At 63.5% G+C, this 18,263-nt stretch carries 12 protein-coding genes; 3 read left to right on the plus strand and 9 right to left on the minus strand.

Translation table 11 applies throughout. The annotated features are described in order from the left end of the window. Nucleotides 1-14: 14 nt before the first annotated feature. A complete protein-coding gene (locus HJB91_RS00230) occupies nucleotides 15-782 on the minus strand; it encodes an anti-sigma factor (RefSeq protein WP_221153266.1) in 768 nt (255 codons plus the stop codon). Beyond that, nucleotides 769-1,308 carry a sigma-70 family RNA polymerase sigma factor gene (locus tag HJB91_RS00235; protein WP_210632469.1) on the minus strand — a complete coding sequence of 180 codons (540 nt, stop codon included), beginning with the start codon at nucleotides 1,306-1,308 and terminating at the stop codon, nucleotides 769-771. The genes HJB91_RS00230 and HJB91_RS00235 overlap by 14 nt, the downstream gene beginning before the upstream one ends. Before the next feature lie 187 nt (nucleotides 1,309-1,495). On the opposite strand from HJB91_RS00235, the gene HJB91_RS00240 reads away from it, so the two are divergent. Beyond that, a complete protein-coding gene (locus HJB91_RS00240; RefSeq protein WP_210632470.1) occupies nucleotides 1,496-1,780 on the plus strand; it encodes a hypothetical protein in 285 nt (94 codons plus the stop codon). Between the two features lie 23 nt (nucleotides 1,781-1,803). Here the strand turns inward: HJB91_RS00240 and cueR are convergent, their stop codons facing one another. From cueR to HJB91_RS00265, 5 genes are all read right to left on the minus strand, one after another. Further along, a complete protein-coding gene (cueR, locus tag HJB91_RS00245) occupies nucleotides 1,804-2,193 on the minus strand; it encodes a Cu(I)-responsive transcriptional regulator (protein WP_210632471.1) in 390 nt (129 codons plus the stop codon). 9 nt (nucleotides 2,194-2,202) lie between these two features. Beyond that, a complete protein-coding gene (locus HJB91_RS00250; protein ID WP_221153267.1) occupies nucleotides 2,203-4,731 on the minus strand; it encodes a heavy metal translocating P-type ATPase in 2,529 nt (842 codons plus the stop codon). A gap of 159 nt (nucleotides 4,732-4,890) precedes the next feature. Beyond that, nucleotides 4,891-7,500, minus strand: coding sequence for a malto-oligosyltrehalose synthase (gene treY / locus HJB91_RS00255; RefSeq protein WP_221153268.1), 2,610 nt, complete (start codon nucleotides 7,498-7,500; stop codon nucleotides 4,891-4,893). A 60-nt stretch (nucleotides 7,501-7,560) separates the two neighbouring features. Then, the gene (gene pbpC, locus HJB91_RS00260; protein ID WP_221153269.1) at nucleotides 7,561-9,642 is read right to left on the minus strand and encodes a penicillin-binding protein 1C; all 2,082 of its coding nucleotides are present in this window, start codon (nucleotides 9,640-9,642) and stop codon (nucleotides 7,561-7,563) included. Then, nucleotides 9,642-15,110, minus strand: a complete 5,469-nt coding sequence (locus tag HJB91_RS00265) for an alpha-2-macroglobulin family protein (protein ID WP_221153270.1) — start codon at nucleotides 15,108-15,110, stop codon at nucleotides 9,642-9,644. Before HJB91_RS00265 ends, pbpC begins: the two co-directional genes overlap by 1 nt. Nucleotides 15,111-15,309: 199 nt before the next feature. Between HJB91_RS00265 and msrA the strand changes: the two genes are divergently transcribed. Continuing rightward, a complete protein-coding gene (gene msrA / locus HJB91_RS00270) occupies nucleotides 15,310-16,014 on the plus strand; it encodes a peptide-methionine (S)-S-oxide reductase MsrA (protein WP_221144809.1) in 705 nt (234 codons plus the stop codon). 50 nt (nucleotides 16,015-16,064) lie between these two features. Here the strand turns inward: msrA and HJB91_RS00275 are convergent, their stop codons facing one another. Beyond that, nucleotides 16,065-16,604: a murein L,D-transpeptidase family protein gene (locus HJB91_RS00275; protein WP_221145203.1), complete on the minus strand. Its 540-nt coding sequence runs from the start codon at nucleotides 16,602-16,604 to the stop codon at nucleotides 16,065-16,067. Nucleotides 16,605-16,885: 281 nt separating this feature from the next. Here HJB91_RS00275 and HJB91_RS00280 point away from each other — a divergent pair, with 281 nt between their 5' ends. Then, nucleotides 16,886-17,326, plus strand: coding sequence for a response regulator (locus tag HJB91_RS00280; protein ID WP_221153271.1), 441 nt, complete (start codon nucleotides 16,886-16,888; stop codon nucleotides 17,324-17,326). Between the two features lie 13 nt (nucleotides 17,327-17,339). Here HJB91_RS00280 and HJB91_RS00285 read toward each other — a convergent pair whose 3' ends face one another. Continuing rightward, complete coding sequence (locus tag HJB91_RS00285; RefSeq protein ID WP_210632478.1) at nucleotides 17,340-18,044, minus strand: TetR/AcrR family transcriptional regulator; 705 nt, start codon at nucleotides 18,042-18,044, stop codon at nucleotides 17,340-17,342. Nucleotides 18,045-18,263 lie beyond the last annotated feature (219 nt).

Here is an 18,263-nt window from a genome sequence, read left to right on the forward strand (position 1 = left end):
CTCCTCGGTTTGAATTAATAGAGCGAGCGGGCGAGCCGTTCGGCCGCCTGGTCGAGATTGAGACCGCTGTCGTCGGCGATCAGCGCATAGGCGACCTCGCCGATCTGCCAATAGGCGGCTTCTGCTTTTTCCAGCGTGAGATGACTGACCGGCTTGACCTCGAAGGCCCCGGGACGGACCGCGAAAAGCGACAGCCGCTTTCCATCCGACTGCTCGATCGCCATTTCGACGCTGGGGCCGAATTCGGACGGGAAGATCTGCACGTCGGCGACTTTCCAATCCCCAGGCAGTTCGGGCATGACGATGGCGGTGGCGGCGCGAATATCGTCCGCGCTGTAGGTGGCCGGCGTCTGCGGCGGCATTGATTGGCGCAGTGCCGCGGTCTGATAGGCGCGGACGGCATCCTCGACATAGGCGGGTGCGGGCACCGACGCCGATACCTCGGTCGCCGAAAAGGCGCCGAACGAATTATGCGCCACCCAGCCGGTGGTGACCAGAATGCCGACGGCAGCGATGCGCTGCATGGAATGGAAGATACGGCCATAGGAAAGGCCACGTTCCAGCCGGCGGGCGGCATCGCGGGTCTCGGGACGGCCGAGGGCATTTTCGCCGGCAAGCGCCAGGCGCAGCTCACCCTTCATGCTCAGATCGGCCATGACCTTGGCGGCAATCGCCGGATTCTCCGAGAGATAGGACTCGACCTGAATGCGGCGGGCGACATCGAGCTCGCCATCCACGTAGGCGTCGAGATCGGCATCGATGATCGGATCAACTGCTTTCATTGCCGCTCCCTCCGATTAATTTGAGATGCGAAACGCGCGGCGACCTCTCCTCGAATTCGCGCAGCTGCGCCCGGGCGCGGGAAATGCGCGACATCAGCGTGCCGATCGGAATACCGAGCGCATTGGCGGCTTCCTGATAGGAAAGGTCTTCGATGGCAACGAGATGCAGCGCTTCGCGCTGCTCCTCCGGCAGGTCGAAGAAGGCGTCGCGCACCTGCTGCAGGCGCACCGCATGTTCCTGGCCGGCCGGCAGCGACTGCTCGGCGTCGACAGCCGCTTCGTCATGGCGACGCGCCAGCGACCGGTTCTGGCGAAGACGATCGATGTGGGCATTGTGCAGGATGGAAAGCAGCCAGGTACGCAGGTTGCCACCGCTTCGGAAGCTCTTTCGCTTCTCGAAGGCGCGCACCAGAGCATCGTGCACCAGATCCTCCGCCTCATCCGAGTTGCGCACCAGCGCGCGAGCATAGCGCCTTAGCGCTGCAAGCTGTCCGATGACATCGAAGGGGCGGTCTTTGCGTTCCATGCTTGAGTATACGCAAGCGCGGCTGGTTTTATTCCCGGCGGCATAAAAAAATCATGCCAGCCGGAAATCGCCGCCGCCGAACCGGGGAAATAGCATCAGCAAACGCATGTGTGCCTTAAATCGGCGATTGTTTATGACAATTACATGACGGATCATCACGCCGCTGATTTGGAGGGGAAGGTAAAGGATGAAGGAAAAGAAGCGGGTCTACGAAGCTCTCGTGGACGGCGCCATGGAAGGGCTGACGGGTGAGGCGCTCTATGAATTCGTCAAGGCGCGATGCCCGAAGGCCACCAGCAAGAAGATCGTCAGGGCTTCGCTTCTCGCTCTGACCGATCCTCATCTCAAGGACCGCAATATTCTCGACGTGATTTACGCGCTTGCGATCAAGCATCGCCTCGATGAGGGCGTGTTTGAGGACGGCGACGAGGACGAGCCCGCCGAGCCAGCGCCGTTCCAGACGGTCAGCTAGACCCTCCCGGCTTTCCCAGAATGTCAGCGACCGTCCGAGAGCTCCTCGAGGATTGGACAGTCCGGCCGGTCGTTGCCATGGCAGGCATGCACGAGATGCTCGAGAGCGTGGCGAAGTTCCGTCAGTTCGCGGATCTTGCGGTCGATCTCCCCGAGTTTCGTCTCGGCAATGTCCCTGACATCGGCACTCGCCCGGGCTTTGTCCTCATAAAGCGCCAGCAATTGCCGGCATTCCTCGACGGAAAAGCCGAGGCCGCGTGAACGCTGCAGGAAGCGCAGCTTGTGAACATCGGCCGCAGCATAGTCGCGATAGCCGTTTGCGCCCCTTTCGGGGCGGATCAGGCCGATATCCTCGTAGTAGCGGATTGTCTTCGAAGGCAAGCCGGACCGCTCGGATGCTTCGCCGATATTCATGGCCGTCTCCTATAATTTTGCAAAGCGCAGTCTCAGCGCATTTGATATCACCGATACGGACGAGAGGCTCATCGCCGCCGCCGCGATCATCGGCGAGAGCAGCAAGCCGAAAACCGGATAGAGGATGCCGGCGGCGACCGGCACGCCGAGCGCGTTGTAGCCGAAGGCGAAGCCGAGATTCTGGCGGATATTGCGCATCGTCGCCTCCGCCAGCCGCCGCGCCCTGACGATCCCGTTGAGATCGCCTTTAACCAAGGTAATGCCGGCGCTTTCCATCGCAACATCGGCGCCGGTGCCCATGGCGATGCCGACATCGGCGGTCGCAAGTGCCGGGGCGTCGTTGACCCCGTCGCCGGCCATGGCGATCACCCCACCTTTGGCGCGCAGTTCCTCGATCAGCGCCTTCTTGCCTTCCGGCAGCACGTCGGCACGGACCTCGTCGATGCCGAGGCTTTTCGCCACCGCCCGCGCCGTGCGCTCGTTGTCGCCGGTTGCCATGATGATCTTCAGCCCGCTGTCGTGCAGCGCCTTGATCGCGGCTGATGTCGTCGGCTTGATTCGGTCGGCGACGGCGACGAGACCGGCAAGCTTGCCGTCGAGCGTCACGAACATCACCGTCTTGCCGTCGCCGCGCAGGGCTTCGGTCTTCTCCGACAGCGCCGACCGATCGACGCCGAGATCGGCGAGCAGCGCCGCATTGCCGAGCGCCACCTTTGCACCGTCGGCTATGCCCTGGACCCCCTTGCCGGTTTTCGCCTCGAAACCGGTCACCTCCACGAAGGCGGCCCCGCGCTCTTCGGCGCCGGCAACGATCGCTTCGGCCAGCGGATGCTCGGAGCCGCGCTCGAGGCTCGCGGCCAGCGACAGCAGCCGGTTCTCCTCGACGCCGCCGACGGCGACGATGTCGGTGAGCACAGGCTTGCCTTCGGTCAGCGTGCCGGTTTTGTCGACGATCAGCGTGTCGACCTTGGAAAAGCGCTCCAGCGCTTCGGCGTCCTTGATCAGCACACCTTCGCCAGCGCCGCGCCCGGTCGCGATCATGATCGACATCGGCGTTGCAAGACCGAGCGCACAGGGGCAGGCGATGATCAGAACGGCGACCGCGGCAAGCAGCGCGTTTGCCAGGCTCGGCTCCGGTCCGATGGCCGCCCAGATGACGAAGGCAAGGATGGCGACGGCGACGACGGCGGGCACGAAGAAGGCCGACACCCGATCGACGGCGCCCTGAATCGGCGCCCGCGAACGCTGCGCCTTGGCGACCATGTCGACGATGCGCGACAGCACCGTGTCTGCGCCGACCTTCTCGGCCGACATGACGAGGGAGCCGTTCTTGTTGATCGTGCCGCCGGTCAGCCCGTCGCCCGTCGTCTTCTCGACGGGCAGGGGCTCGCCCGATATCATCGATTCGTCAACGGTCGACTGGCCCTCCAGCACGGAGCCATCCACCGGTACGCGCTCGCCCGGGCGCACGCGCAGCCGGTCGCCGGTCTGGATCTCCTCCACCGGCACGTCCCTCTCGTTGCCATCGGCATCGAGACGCCGCGCCATCTTCGGCGCGAGGTCGAGCAGAGCGCGGATTGCCGAGCCGGTCCGCTCGCGTGCCTTCAATTCCAGCACCTGGCCGACGAAGACCAGGGCGACGATGACGGCGGCCGCCTCGAAATAAACAGGCACCGAGGCGCCATGGCCGCGAAAGCTCATCGGGAAAAGACCGGGCGCAAGCGTGGCGACGACGCTGTAGACATAAGCGGTGCCGACACCGATGCCGATCAGCGTCCACATGTTCGGGCTGCGGTTGACGAGAGAGGCCCAGGCGCGGCGGAAGAACGGCAGGGCGGCCCACAGCACGACCGGTGTTGCCAGCGCTAGCTCAATATAGATCGCCAGCGGTTCGCCGATCGCTTCCCGGAGCGGCAGGCCGAGCATCGGTCCCATCCCGAGCGCCAGCAGCGGCAGGGCAAGGATGGCGCTGACCCAAAGCCGCCTGACGAAATCGACAAGTTCCGGATTCGGTCCTTCGTCGGCCGGAGGAATGCCCATCGGCTCCAGCGCCATGCCGCATTTCGGGCAGTCGCCGGGCCGGTCGCTGACGACTTCCGGATGCATTGGGCAGGTATAGAGCGTACCCTTCGCCGCCGGTTTTGCCGCCGGACGGGCGCCGTTGCGATAGGCCGAGGGGTCAACCTCGAATTTGGTTTGGCAGGCGGCCGAGCAGAAGTAGAATTTCTCGCCTTCGAATTTGGCGAAGTATTTTGCCGTCGAACGATCAACGGCCATGCCGCAGACCGGATCCTTCGCCGTCAGATAATCCTGCGGCTGCGCCGCAAACTTCGTGCGGCAGCTCTCGGAGCAGAAATGATAGAGGCGGCCCATGTGGTCGAACGAGGGTTTGCCGGCTCGCGGATCGACCGTCATGCCGCAGACAGGATCACGGATCACCGCTTCGGCAGCCTTCTCCTGATGATCATGGCCGCAATGGCAGTGACCGTCGCCGTGGCTGTGATGATGATGGTCGTCGTGTTCGTGCTTGGTATCCATGGCTATCTCCTGTGCCCCAAAGGGCAGTTGGAGAGGCTTATCCACCTTCCAGCAACTGGAAGGTCAAGTGCTAATCTTGACGACATCGATTTTTTCGAAACCGCCGCGTTGCGCAGCGCGACGGCGATCGTCGCCCGATCCTCAAATCGCGCCCGAGGCTCAGATCGGACTGATCAGCCCGAGCGGCTGGCTCCCGAGCAGTGCGGCGACCGAAATGCTGCCTCCCGGCTCGATCGTTTTTCCCGTCACGAGATCCGCCTTCAAGCCATGGAGAGGGGAGGGGACCGCGATCGCCGTGTCTTCCCAGAATTCCGGACCGGCAAAAAGCACGCCGGGATCGAGCCAGCCGAACATCAGCCGCGGGGCGGCGGTGATTGCGAATTCGCTGTTGTGCACGCGGGCGAAAGCAAGCACATGATCACGGCGGCTGCCCGTCGTCTTCAACGGAAGATAGTCACCCCCGGCAAAGAGAACCGGGTGCCGCTGGCGCAGCTGCAGGCCGATTGCGATGATGCGCTGCTTCAAGGCCGCCGCCTGGAGCTTGGCGATGGGTCCGGCTTCATCCAGCCAGGCCGTCAGGCTGGCGTGATCGACAGGCCGGCGATTGTCCGGATCGACAAGGCTGAAGTCGAAACCTTCCGCGCCCTGGTAAATGTCGGGAATGCCAGGCGCCGTCAGCTTGAGCAATGTCTGCGACAGGCTGTTGACGTAGCCGGCCGCAATAAAGGGCTGCAGCACCCTTTCGAAATCTTCCAGGAAGGCGTCATTGTCCGGCGACACCAGCGCCGCCGCATAGACTGTGATCGCCTCCTCGTAGGCGCCCTCCTGGTCGGTCCAGGCGCTGCGCAATTTCGCCTCGCGCACCGCCTTGACCGCGTAATCGGTAAAGCGGGCGCGAAGGTTTTCCATCTGTGCTCTGTCGAATTCCTCCGGCCAGACGCCGGCGAGCGCCTGATACAGCATCCATTCGATATTGGGCTCCGGCGCCGCCCCATCTGGCAGATCCTTCAGCCAAGGCCGGTTCATATCACGCCAACGCGCTACCGCCTGGGCAAACACATCCGCACCCTCGCTCAGGACATAGAGCCGCGCGCGCGCATCCTCGCCACGTTTGGTATCGTGCGTGGAGCTTGCCGAAAGCCCATGCGGCTGCAGCCGCGCCCGCTCGGCCATGCGACGATGGAAGCCATCCGGGCCCTCGGGCGCCTTGCCCGGTTCGCCGCCGACCTCGTTTGCGGCAAGCAGCCTGTTATAGCGGTAGAACAGCGTATCCTCCATCGCCTTCGCCATGACCGGCCCGCTCAGCTGTTGAAAGCGGATTCGGAATTCGTGTGCCGCATCGCCTTCGATCTTGCCTTCGAGAAGCTTCAGCACGTAGTCGAGCGCGCGCCGGTCGTCGAGCCGCGCCATCACTTGCGATGCGGTTGCGGCAAGAACGGCCGAATCCTGCCAGCTCAGCTGACCACCGTCGCCATAGGTGCGGTAGACGGGGAATGCGATCAGCAGCTCGCGTATGGCGGTGGCAATCTCTTCCCGGCTTATCTCGGGAAAGATGCCGGCCGCCATCGCTACCAGCCTGCCGGTCTCACCGGCGAAATTGCGCTCGACCATCTGTCGCTTGGCCTGCCGGCGGCCCTCATCGAGATCGCCCGCTTCGCCGGCGAGGCTGCGATAGGCATCGTCCAATATCCGCAGGCCGCCGGCGTCGATGAAGAGCTCGCCGAGGGCGGCGATGAATTCATATCCGGTGGTGCCGGCGACCGGCCAGCTCTCCGGCAGGACCTCGCCCGCCCCGAGGATCTTTTCGACGACGATATAGGTGTCTGTCCCGACTGCTGCCCTCAGCCTGTCGAGATAGGCCTTGGGTTCGGCGAGCCCGTCGACATGGTCGATGCGCAGGCCCTGCACCTTGCCATGGCGCACGAGTTCGAGCACCAGCCGGTGCATGTCGTCGAACACATGGGGATCCTCGACGCGGGTGCCGACCAGTCCGGTCACCTCGAAAAAGCGGCGGTAACTCAGATGCCGCGCCGCTTCCTTCCAATGGATCAGCCGCCAATGCTGCTCGTCATGCAGGCTCTTGAGGAATTCGCGATCGGACGAGACGTCCTCGAGTTTCTCACGAAGGACCGCCCGATCGCCTCCCTCGAAGAGGATGTCGCGCAGCGCGCGGGCGAAGTCCTCGCCTGAGGTCGCGGCCGCGGCCTCGGCCATTCGCATTGCGACCGGATCGTCAAGCCGGTTGGCGATCGCGCCGTAGCTGCTCGGGTTCGCCGGCAACAGCGTCTGAAAATAGGCCAAGGCGAAATTACCGTGCGTCTCGTCGAGCACGAGGCGCAGTTCGCCTGATGCCAGCGCCTCTTCGAAATCCTGGCCGAGCTGCGGCAGGGTCAGCGGTTCGCTCCAGTCGATGTCGAAATGGCTGGCATAGGCGCTCTGCGGGCCGAAGGCCAGCACGTCCCGCCACCAGGCGTTGTCAGGCGAAGCGGCCATATGGTTCGGAACGATGTCGAGAACCAGTCCCATGCCCGCCGAGGCGAGGCTTTCCGTCAGCCGGTCGAACCCGGCGCGGCCGCCGAGCGCCGGATCGATCTCATTGGCGTCGGTGACGTCATAGCCGTGAGTCGAGCCGCGGACGGCGGTGAAGATCGGCGAGGCGTAGAGGTGGCTGATGCCGAGCGTCTTGAGGTAGGGAACGAGGTCGCAGGCACGATCGAAAGTCATGCCGTTGCGGAACTGTATCCGGTAGGTCGCTGTCGGAAGAGTCATGAGGCCGTCTGACGTTGGAGGGAGACCTTTTCCAACGGTTGTGCCCGGTCTTTGGTTCCTTCAGTCGATGAAAACGCCCACACTTGCGGCGCGTCCGGCTGAATCGATGACGGTCAGTTTCGAATAGCCGCCGCCGTCGGGTAGCCATTGCTGGGTGCGCCGGCGCGAGAGATCGGGTAAGGGCTTGCCGTTGGCGAGCCAGCGGAAGGGCGCGCGGCCGCCCTGCAGCTTCAGCATCAGCGGCGATAGATCGCCAGCTCCAGCGCCGAGATCGATATGGGCGCCCTCGGGCGGATAGACGATCTGCGGCGCGGGCTCGCGGCCGGAGGCGACGAGCAGGCCGCTGGCATTCAGTGCAAAACGCCGCTGGCTGATCGGCAATTCGGACTGGGCGATGCGCACGGCGCCTGCCGGCGGGCGGGGCAGGGGCGTCGTGGCGATGCCGGATTTGGCGAAGGCCTCGAACAGGATCGGCGCGGCGGTGCCATAGCCGGTCAGACCGGGCACGGCGCTGTTATCAGGCCGTCCGGCCCAGACGCCGAGCACATACCGGCCGTCATAGCCGACCGACCAGGCGTCGCGATAGCCGTAGCTGGTGCCGGTCTTATAGGCGATGCCGCGCTGCGGCGCGCCGGCCGGTGGAATGACACCGGAGAGAATATTGGCAACGTTCCAGACGGCGACCGGCTCCAGCAACGGTTCGCCGTCGATTTTGCCCGGCGTGCCGGTGATGCCGTCGCCAAGCCTTGCCGGTTGGCCGCGATTGGCGAGCGCCGTATAAAGCTGCACCAGATCCTTCAGCGTGAGGCCAACGCCGCCGAGACCGATCGCCAGTCCCGGCGTCTCGTTCGGCGGCAGGACCGGGCGCACCCCGGCGCGGCGGAAGCGCACCATGAGCCGCGACGGCCCGACGGCGTCGAGCAGCTTGACGGCCGGCACGTTCAAGGAGAGCTGCAAGGCCTCGCGCACGGTGACGTCGCCCTGATAGCTCATGTCGAAATTGCGCGGCCGGTAGCCGAAGAAATCGGCGGGCCGGTCTTCGATGATCGTCTCCTGGGAAACGAGGCCCAGCTCAAAGGCGAGCCCGTAGATGAAAGGCTTCAGCGTCGAACCGGGCGAGCGGTTGACGCGGGTCATGTCGATCCAGCCGGAGCGGCTGGCGTCGAAATAATCGGCCGAGCCGACCTCGCCGACGATCGCGCCGGTCTGCGCGTCCGCCATTACCATGGCGAGCGAAAGCTTCGGCCCGAGTTTCATCGCCGCGGCGCGAGCAACGGATTCCAGCCCCTGCTGCACCTGCTTCTTCAACGTCGTCTGGTGCTTGAGGACCAGAGGCTCCTTGCGCAATGCGGCTTCGCCGAGATGGGCGGCAAAGGCAGGCAATTGCAGGCGTCGCGGTGGAATGGCGACAGCTTCGGCCCGTTCCGCCTCACCGTCGCCGACGGCCTCGGCCACTGCGACGCGGTCGAGCACGCGCTTGCGCGCCTCCTGTGCGGCCTGGAGATTGCGGTCCGGCCGCCGCCGTTCCGGCAATTGCGGCAGGGCGACCAGCAGCGCCGCCTCGGCCACCGTCAGGCGGCGCGGCTCCTTGCCGAAATAGGCAAGGCTTGCGGCGCGTACACCTTCCAGGTTGCCGCCATAGGGGGCATGTGTGAGATAAAGGTCGAGGATCTCTTCCTTCGACAGCCGCCGTTCGATCTGCGCGGCGCGTGCAAGCTGCAGAAGTTTTGCCGAAAACGAGCGTTCCGCGCGCGGCTCGATCAGCCGGGCCACCTGCATCGAAAGCGTCGAGGCGCCGGAGACGATGCGGCCGTTGCGGACGAACTGCAGGCTGGCGCGCCCGAGCGCCCAGACGTCGATGCCGGCGTGATCGTAGAAACGCTGATCCTCGTAGGCAACAAGCATGCGCAGGAATTGCGGATCGACGTCGGCGACCAAAGTCTTCAGCCGCCAACGGCCCTCCGGCGTCGCAAAGGCGCGCAACAGCTGCCCATCGGCATCCAGCACCTCGGGTGAAACCACCGCTGCCTTGTCGAGCGGCGGCGGAAAGGCCCGGTCGGCCGCGTCGAGCGCGACGAGAGCCGCGCCGGCAAGAAGGATGCCGGCGGCGGAGCCGATCGCGAACTTGTGCCATAGCCTCATTATTGTGCTGCTATGACCTCCATCTTGCCGGTCGCCGTGCGGGCCGAAAGCTCCGGCCGGTACATGTCCTCGACGCTTGCGGCCGGATGGTCGTACGTGCCGGGGGTGACGGCGCGTACGACATAGGCGACGTTGAATTCACGCTCCTCGCCGGGCGCGCGGTTGAAGGCGGCGACAAAGCGGTCGTAACGGAATTCCGTATGGGCGGCTGATATTTCGCCGATCCAATCGAAATTCGTCATCTGGGCGCTGTCGACGAGGTTCGGATTGTCGATCTCGAAGCCGGCCGGCAGAAGGTCGGTAATGACGATGCGCGACGACCAGTCATTGGTCTCGCGCACATGGATGACGACCACATAGCGCTCGTTCTGCTTCGCCTCGCTGACATTGGCCTGCTCGCCGTCGAGCGTGTAATAGCTGCGCTCGATGAGGAAGCCGTCGCCACCGGCTGGCAGCGGCACGGTGGGAGCGGCAACGGTGGTGACGACAGCCGAGACGGAGTCGTTCGTCTGGTTGGTCAGCGTCAGCGGGTGACCGGCGAGCGCATCGCCGGTCATGCGCGCCATATAGGCGCCGCTATGCGCCGCGCCATTGACATCGATCTTCAGACCGTCGTCACCGCCCTGGAGGGCGCGCGCGGCAAGCAGCATCCAGGCTTCTTCCTGAGTGCTCTTGTATTTGCTGCGGCCCCATTCCTTGGCGACGGACTTGGCGAGATCTGGGATGACAGGCGGCACCGGCCGGCTTTCGGCGGCGAGCGCCAGGATCGCCGCACCATCGCGCAGTATAGTGCCGTAGTCGGTGCGCGAGAGATTGACGCGCGACACCATCGATTGCTGCGACATCTGCAGCGCGTCGATGAAAATGTTCTTCGAACGCTGGGCGTCACCATAGAGCGCCAGAGCGGCGGCGATATGCGCCTTGGCGAGCGGCGTCGGGAACTGGTTGATCATCGTATCGGCATAATAGCGCAGATCGCTGATCGCGGCCTTCTTGTTGCGGGCAAGAACATAGATGGCATAGGCGATCTGGTCGCCCTGGCCGTTGATGTCGGTGGTATAGGACAGCGTGTTCTGCAGATTTTCGAGCGCCTGCACGAAGGCCTTTTCCGGCACGTCATATTTCATTTCGCGGGCCCGCGTCAGGAAATCGGTGACGTAGGAATCGAGCCAGACATCACCGGAATCCGGTCCCCAGAGGCCGAAGCTGCCGGCCGAGGCCTGGTAGGAAAGCACGCGATAGATCGCGTCCTGCACGCGCTTGTGCACGTCCTCGTCGTTTTCGATGCCGGCCTGCTTCGCCACTTCGGCGAAATAGAGCAGCGGCAGCGCCCGGCTGGTCGTCTGCTCGGCGCATCCGAAGGGGTAGCGGTCGAGGGTCATCAGCAGCGCCGGAATGTCGAAGGCCGCCGAACGGGTGACGTTGACGCTGATTGAGGCGCCGGGCAGCACGCTGTCGGCCAACAGGTTCTTGTCCACCGTCAGCTTGGCCCCCGGCTTCAGCGCCAGCACCCTGCGTTGGGTGATCGGCAAGGATGCCGGACGGACCGGCACATCGACGACCTGGTCGAGCGAGATGCCGGAGGCGTCGGACAGGTTGATCGAGACGCTGCCGGCGCCCGGCTGTTTGCCGATGAGCGAAAGCGTCAGTTCGGATTTCGCGCCCGCTTCGAGGCGGATTGTTTGCGAGGCTGAAGCCTGCTCGATGCCGACCGCATCATTGCCGGTCAGCTGCAGCTTGTAGTCACCGGCCGGCGCATCGGTATTGGCGATGTCGAGGCGCAGATTGGCCTTGTCGCCGGGTGCGAGGAATTTCGGCAGGCTCGCCGTCACGACGACGGGATCGCGGATGATGACGTCCTTGACGCCGTGGCCGACACCCGTCTTCGACCAAGCGACCGCCATGACGCGCGCCGTGCCGTTGAACTGCGGAATGTCGAAGGAGACCTTCGCCTTGCCCTCGGCATCGAGCTTGACCGGACCGGAGAAGAAAGCGACGAGCTTCTGCGTCGGCGGGCTTGCCTGCAGCGCAATGGCGCCGCCGTCGCCGCCGGTCCTGAGCTTACCGGTCGCGCCCAGGGAGCCGTCGATCAGCCGGCCGTAGAGGTCGCGGATCTCGAGACCGAGCTGACGCTGGCCGAAATACCAGTCTTCCGGATTCGGCGGTTCATAGCGCGTCAGGTTGAGAATACCGACATCGACGGCGGCAACCGTCACGTAGGCATCCTCGTTGGCGCCGGCGCCGGTCACCTGCAGGCCGATCTCAAGCGGTCCGCGCGGCAGCATCTTTTCTGGTGTGTCGAGCTTGACCTGCAGCGCGCGCTGCTCGGGATCGACCTTCAGCCACTTGATGCCGATCGATCGCATCGGCATGTGGCTGTCCTGCGCGGCGCCGGGGCGGAAGAGCGTTGCCGTGACATAGGCGCCGGCGCCCAGGTCCGCGGTGACCGGGATGTCGATCTCGCCGCCGGTCTCGCCGATCGTGGCGTTCTCCACGCCGACGAGCTTTTCGGTTCCGGCCGTCACCATCAGTTCGCCGCCGTAGCGCGACGTGATTTTCAGCTTGGCGGTTTCGCCGACCTTGTAGCTGTCCTTGTCGAGGGCGATTTCCAGGCCGTCCGGCGTTTCGGTCGACGTCGAGGCGACGAACCAGCCGGCGTCGAATTCGACGCTGGAGGTCGGGCCGTCGGCATCAGGGCTTTCCACTTCGAGGCGGTAGCGGCCCCAGGTCACCGGCACGGAAATCTTGCCGCCATCCATCGTCGCGTCGACGCTGCCGTTCGAAATCTGCTCGGCGGTATAGACCGGCTCGTATTTCCAGGCAGTCCCCTCGCGATACCATTGGTACTCGCGGTTGAGGCTGTAGAATTTCCAGCGCAGACCCTTCGCCTCCTGCTTCTGCCCCTCGGCATTGACGCCGATCACCGTGAAGTTGGCGATGGAATTCTCGGGCAGCTCGTCGGAAAATTCCGGCTTTATGCCGATCGAAGCGCGATCGTTCTTCACGGGAAGGACAAGCGAGCGCTCGATGGCGCGACCGCCCGCTTCCTGCATGCGCATATAAACGGTGGCGTTGAGCAGCTGCGTCGTTGCCGGCAGGTCGCCGACGGTGAGGTCCGTCGAAGCTTCGCCGTTTTCGTCGAGTTCGGGCAGCCCCTCGATCGGCAGACGCGAATCCTCGTTCGCCTCCTCGTCGGCAAGCCCGAAGAGGAAGCCCTTATAGGCGGCGCTCTCACGCGTCGGCTTGACGACAACATCGCCCTCGAGCGTCAGGCCGACGGCCGGGGCGCCATAGAGATATTTGCCTGAGATGGTGATGTTCGCCGGCGTATCCGGGCCGATCTCCTTGGCCTCGGTCTTGATCTCCATGTCGGTGCGATCGGGCACGAAATCGTCGACGAGGAAACTCTTGCTGGCGATCGCGCTGCTCTTCGGGTCGGTGAAGATGTTCATCGTCCAGGTGCCACGCATGGCGTTTGCCTGGGTGGCGAAATCGACGGAATAACCGCCGAGATTGCTGGTCTGGCTGACGATCCGGCGGTCTTCGACGCCATCCGGCCGGCTGAAGATGAAAGTCAGCGGCAGATTCTCGATGGCATTGCCGTCGGTGTCGCGGGCAAGCGCCTGAGCATGGACGGTTTCGCCGGCGCGGTAGATGCCGCGTTCGGTAAAGGTCAGCACGTCGATCGCGCCGGGTGAGGCGCGGCCGGTAACACCGCGGTCGGAGAGATCGAAGCCGGCCCGCGTCATGTCGAGGAACACATAGTCCGCCGTGCCGTTCCTGGCGGCGATGACGGCGGGCGTCAGCGCCGCCGTTCCGCGGATCAGGCCGGCGGTGAAGGTGGCGCGGCCGTTTTCGTCGGTCGTCGCCGTGCCGAGCACCTCGTTGTTCTTGGCAAGCAGCTGCAATTCGACGCCTGATATCGGCTTTGCCGAGGCAAGCGAACGGGTGAAGACGTTGAGCCCGTCGGTGCCGGCATAGGTGCTGACGCCGATGTCGGAGACGAGGAACCATTGCGTCGCCTGTGAATCCCACTCCTGCGCCGGCGCATTCGGCGCCGTCGCCGTCATCACGTAGATGCCGGGCTTGCGTTCGGGCAGCGCCTCGTCGACGGGGAAGCTGGTGATGATGTCCTTGTTGAGCTCGTTGGCGATGTCGATCGACCCCTGCCAGACCAGCTCGCCGCTCTGTTCCTCGATGTTCTGGGCGCTGTAGCCGTCGAGCTGGGTCAGGAACTGCGAGTTGGTCAAGAGCGGCGCGATGGCGCGGTCGCCGATGCGGTAGAGTTTGAGGTTGGCCGAGGTCAGGTTGACCGAAACGATCGGGATGCCGCGGCGCGCTGTCGAGGGCAACACGAAGCTGTCGCCGGTGAAGCGCACCATCTGGCTGCGGTCCTTGATATAGACGTCGATGGAAACAGGCGCGTCGAGCGTCTCGTCGACCGATGACGGCAGGCCGGTGCGGAAGGCGATCTTGTAGGTCTGGCCGTGCGTCAGGCCCTCGACGCAGATCTGCTTATCCTTGGTCTCGACCGCCTTTGGCGCCTCGCCGTTCAGCGTCACGAAGGGCGTATAGTCGGTGGTCTTGATCAGCGCCTCCGAGAAGGTGGCACAGGCCCGCGGCGTGGCGCTGTCGGCGTCGACCGTGTGTTCGGTGATGCGGAAGCCCTGCGTCGATTTGAGCTGCAGGTAGGCGGTCTGCACCTCGTCGGAGGCAACCAGCGCCAAGCTCGCCTTGTAGGCGTCGAGCGCCGGGCGGTAATTGGCGTTTCGTTCGAGAGCGGTGGCCAGCACGGCGAGCGCCTCGGCGCGCTTGGCCTTGGTGCGGGTCAGCTCGTAGCCGTTCAGCGCGTCGACCACGGCCTGACCGGTGACGCTGCTTTCCGTGCTGCCGAAGGAAATTGCGGCGCGGGCAGATTCGAGCCAGAGATCGGCATCATCGGGCGTGAGCGACAGCGCGCCGTGGAACGCGATCAGCGCGTCCGTCAGGTTGTTGGCCGTCATGTCGAGACGGGCATTGGCCGTCAGGCTGTCGGCGCCCTGGCCCTGCTGGCCGTCTGTCAGGGCAAGATTGTCCTTGAAGTCGTGGGCCTGCTGAATGAGGTCGTTGCTTAGGAAGGTCGGGCGCGGCGCGGCGCCGATATCCGGTTCCTTCTGGGCTGCCGTCTCGACGATCTTGCCGGCGATGGCGCCGGGGAAGGCGTTCATCGTCTTGAAATCGGATTTCAGGAAGCACCATTTCACCTTGGGATTGTAGGTGAAGGCCTTGCAGCTCTTATCGCCGATGCAGGAGGTCTTGCACTGGTCGAGCGAGACGTTCTGCTCGGTGCGAAGATCGAAGCCGAAGAAATCGGCATCCTTGATCGTCTGGATGTCACGCTTGGTCTCCGCAGCGGCGGCTGGAAGGCCGATGGCGATCGCGGAAAAAAATGCGATGGTGGCGAAAGCAAAGAACGAGCGCACGGACATAGGTTCCCCCCGGAATGCTGGCTCAGACCGGCGGCACTCTCCTCACTCCTCATGAGATTGTCAACTCAACTTGGGCGCTGTTTCGCCTTCAAACACACGCTTTCATTTAGTTGTCACATCGGCGTGAGTGAACGGCTTGTGATTTGCCGCTTTGGCAAGGATGAGCAAGGATTTGAGCGACCGCCAGGAGGTAGCGCACATGTCCATGTCTTCCAACCGCTGGAGCCTTGCCGTGCTCCTTGCCGCCACTGCTGTCTTGCTCGACACGGGCATAGCAGGCGCCGCCGAGAAAGCGGTCGTCATTCCGCCGCCGGCCATGGACGAAGCCGTCAGGTCGAGCACCGAGACCGCCATTTTTGCCGGCGGCTGTTTCTGGGGCGTTCAGGGTGTCTTCCAGCATGTGAATGGGATCGAGAGCGCCGTCTCCGGTTATGCCGGCGGCGAGGCTGAAACGGCGCAATACGAAACGGTCAGCACCGGCTCGACCGGCCACGCCGAAGCCGTCGAGGTCAGGTTCGACCCGAAAAAGGTGACCTACGGCAGGTTGCTGCAGATCTTCTTCTCCGTGGCGCACAACCCGACGCAGCTGAATTTTCAGGGACCGGACCGCGGCACCCAGTACCGCTCGGTGCTGTTCGTCACCGCCACCGGGCAGCGAGAGGTGGCCGAGCGCTACATCGATCAGCTCGACAAGGCCCATGTCTTCCCGAAGCCGATCGTCACCAAGGTGTCCGATGCCGCCGGCTTCTATCCCGCCGAGGCCTATCACCAGGATTTCCTGACGCGCAATCCGACCTACCCCTATATCGTCTACAACGACCTGCCGAAGATCGAGAATTTGAAGGCGCTGTTTCCCGCCGACTACCGCAGCCAGCCGGTGCTCGTCGGGAAGACCAAGGGCTGAATTGAGCCTGCTCAGTTTCGGCGGTTGATCCCGGTACGGATCGCAGTCGCTCAAGGCATGATGTCGATGGGCGTATGATCGGGAACGCGGGCCCAAATTTCCCGCATCTCCCTATCGGTGACCGCTATACAGCCATCCGTCCAATCCCACAGGCGATGCATCCCTCCGAGCAGGCCCCAGCCATTCGGCAGCCCGTGGATCATGATGCTGCCGCCGGGCCGATAGCCGTTCACTTCAGCCTCATGTTGCTCTTTCGGATTCGGATAGGAAATGTGCAGGCTGAGATGGGCCACGGATTTTGGATTGCGCCAGTCTATTTCATAACGCCCTTCCGGTGTTTTCTCGTCGCCTTCGCGCTGCTTGGGGCCTGCATCGGCAGCACTTCCAAGTGAAATCTGATAGGTCGAGATCGCAGCGTCGCCTCTGAAAAGGACCATGCGGCGTTCGGACTTGTAAACGCGAATGAGGTCGGCGCGTTGCTCCGGCGGTGCATCCGCGGGCGGCAGGCCCGAGCCGATCCTGGCCATCACTTTGGTATAGGCAAACAGGCTGACGGCCACGATGACCAGGACAACAAATTTAGTTCGCAACGTGATCCTCAATCGCCGAGCCCGATGGAATAATCCGATCGTATCATTGCCCGCTCTCATCCAGAAGTAGGCGGTTGATTCAAGGTGATTGAGCGGCAGGTTTTTGCCTTGCCGGCGTCGTGTTAAGGATTTGTCAACGTTAACAATGCGTTAAGCGGCAAAAATCGCGTTTCACCCCGGAACATATCGTCAGGTTTCCCGTTACGACAATGAGTTTCGGGCAGGGAAGACTGCCGAGCGGCTCCTTCTTTCGAAGTATGTGCGTAACAAGAGGACGAATCATGGCCACCAACGTCGTGCGGCGCTGCCAACGAGATGATCTCATGAAGCAGAGAGTATTGATCGTCGAAGATGAATTCCTCATCGCGCTTGATCTCGGCGCGACCGTGGAAGGCATTGGCATGCAGGTCGCGGGCCTTGCGAATGACCGCGAACAGGCGCTGCGGCTGGCGCCGTCCGCCGATATCGCCTTCGTCGACGTCAATCTCGCCGATGGTCCGACCGGGCCTGAGCTCGGCAGGCGGCTGGCGGAAGAGCATGGGATCGCCGTCGTCTTCATGACCGGCAATCCCGAGATCGTCGCCGGCGGCGTCAAGGGAGCGGTCGGCGTCGTCCAGAAGCCGGTCATGCCTTCGCTTGTCGAACAGCTGGTGACATATCTTGCCGCGCGCCGCGTGGGCATGTTTGCGGTCGTGCCGGCGCAGATGACTGTTTTTACATGATCGCAAGGGGTGATCAGCCGGACATGGCCGCAAGCTGCGGCTCTCCGCCGGCCTTTTCGGCCTTCGGGCAGCCATAGGCCTTCAGAAAGGTGCGCACGGCATTGCGCGCCGCCTTTTCCAGGTCTTCATTGGTGGGTGTGCCGCCGAACAGCGTCATCATCTGCAGGTCGGCATTGGCGAGCGCCACGAACTGCCGGGCGGCGACGTCGTAATCATCGATAGCAAGCGCTTGACTGTGGGCAAGGCGGGCGAGAAGCGCGGAAAGCGCGGTGGTTAGTTTGCCCGGCCCCTGCTGGCGCCAGCTTTCGAAGAGGTGCGGATATCGCTCGCCCTCCGTCTGCACCAGTTTGCGCAGGAATTTTCCATCATGATTGCAGATGCAGTTTTTATTGAGGCGCACGGCAAATGCCGTCAGACCGTCCTCCAGATTGTCGGCGCTGTCAGGAAAGGTCGACAGCACGGAGAAGAGCATGGCATTGGCGCGGTTCATGACGTCCTCGACGACGGCGACGAACAGTGTCTCCTTTTCACGATAATGATTGTAGATCGTCTGGCGGGAGACACAGGCGACGGCGGCGATCTCGTCGATGCTGGCGGCTGAAAAACCCTGGCGGCAGAAGACATCGGCGGCGGCGTCGAGGATCGACATACGCTTGGCGCATTGTCCACGCTGCGTGTGCCCCGCCATCCGGTCTGCCGGTGTCATGCTGTCTTTCATGGAGCGAAGATAAGATGTCTTGACGGTTTAGACAATGGCGTCTAGTTTTACAGGCGTGTCCAAATTTATTGACACTCTTGGTTCCGCCGCTGGAGATATGAGCTCCCAACTTCGTCTTCGCGCGAACGATCATCATTGAACCCAGCGCATCGGCGCGAAAATCGGACTGATTTTCGGAGAGCACGATGCGTCGATTCCAAAGAGTGCGGAGCGACGATC

The sequence above is a fragment of the Rhizobium sp. NLR10b genome (assembly GCF_019685435.1).
Classification (GTDB): domain Bacteria; phylum Pseudomonadota; class Alphaproteobacteria; order Rhizobiales; family Rhizobiaceae; genus Rhizobium.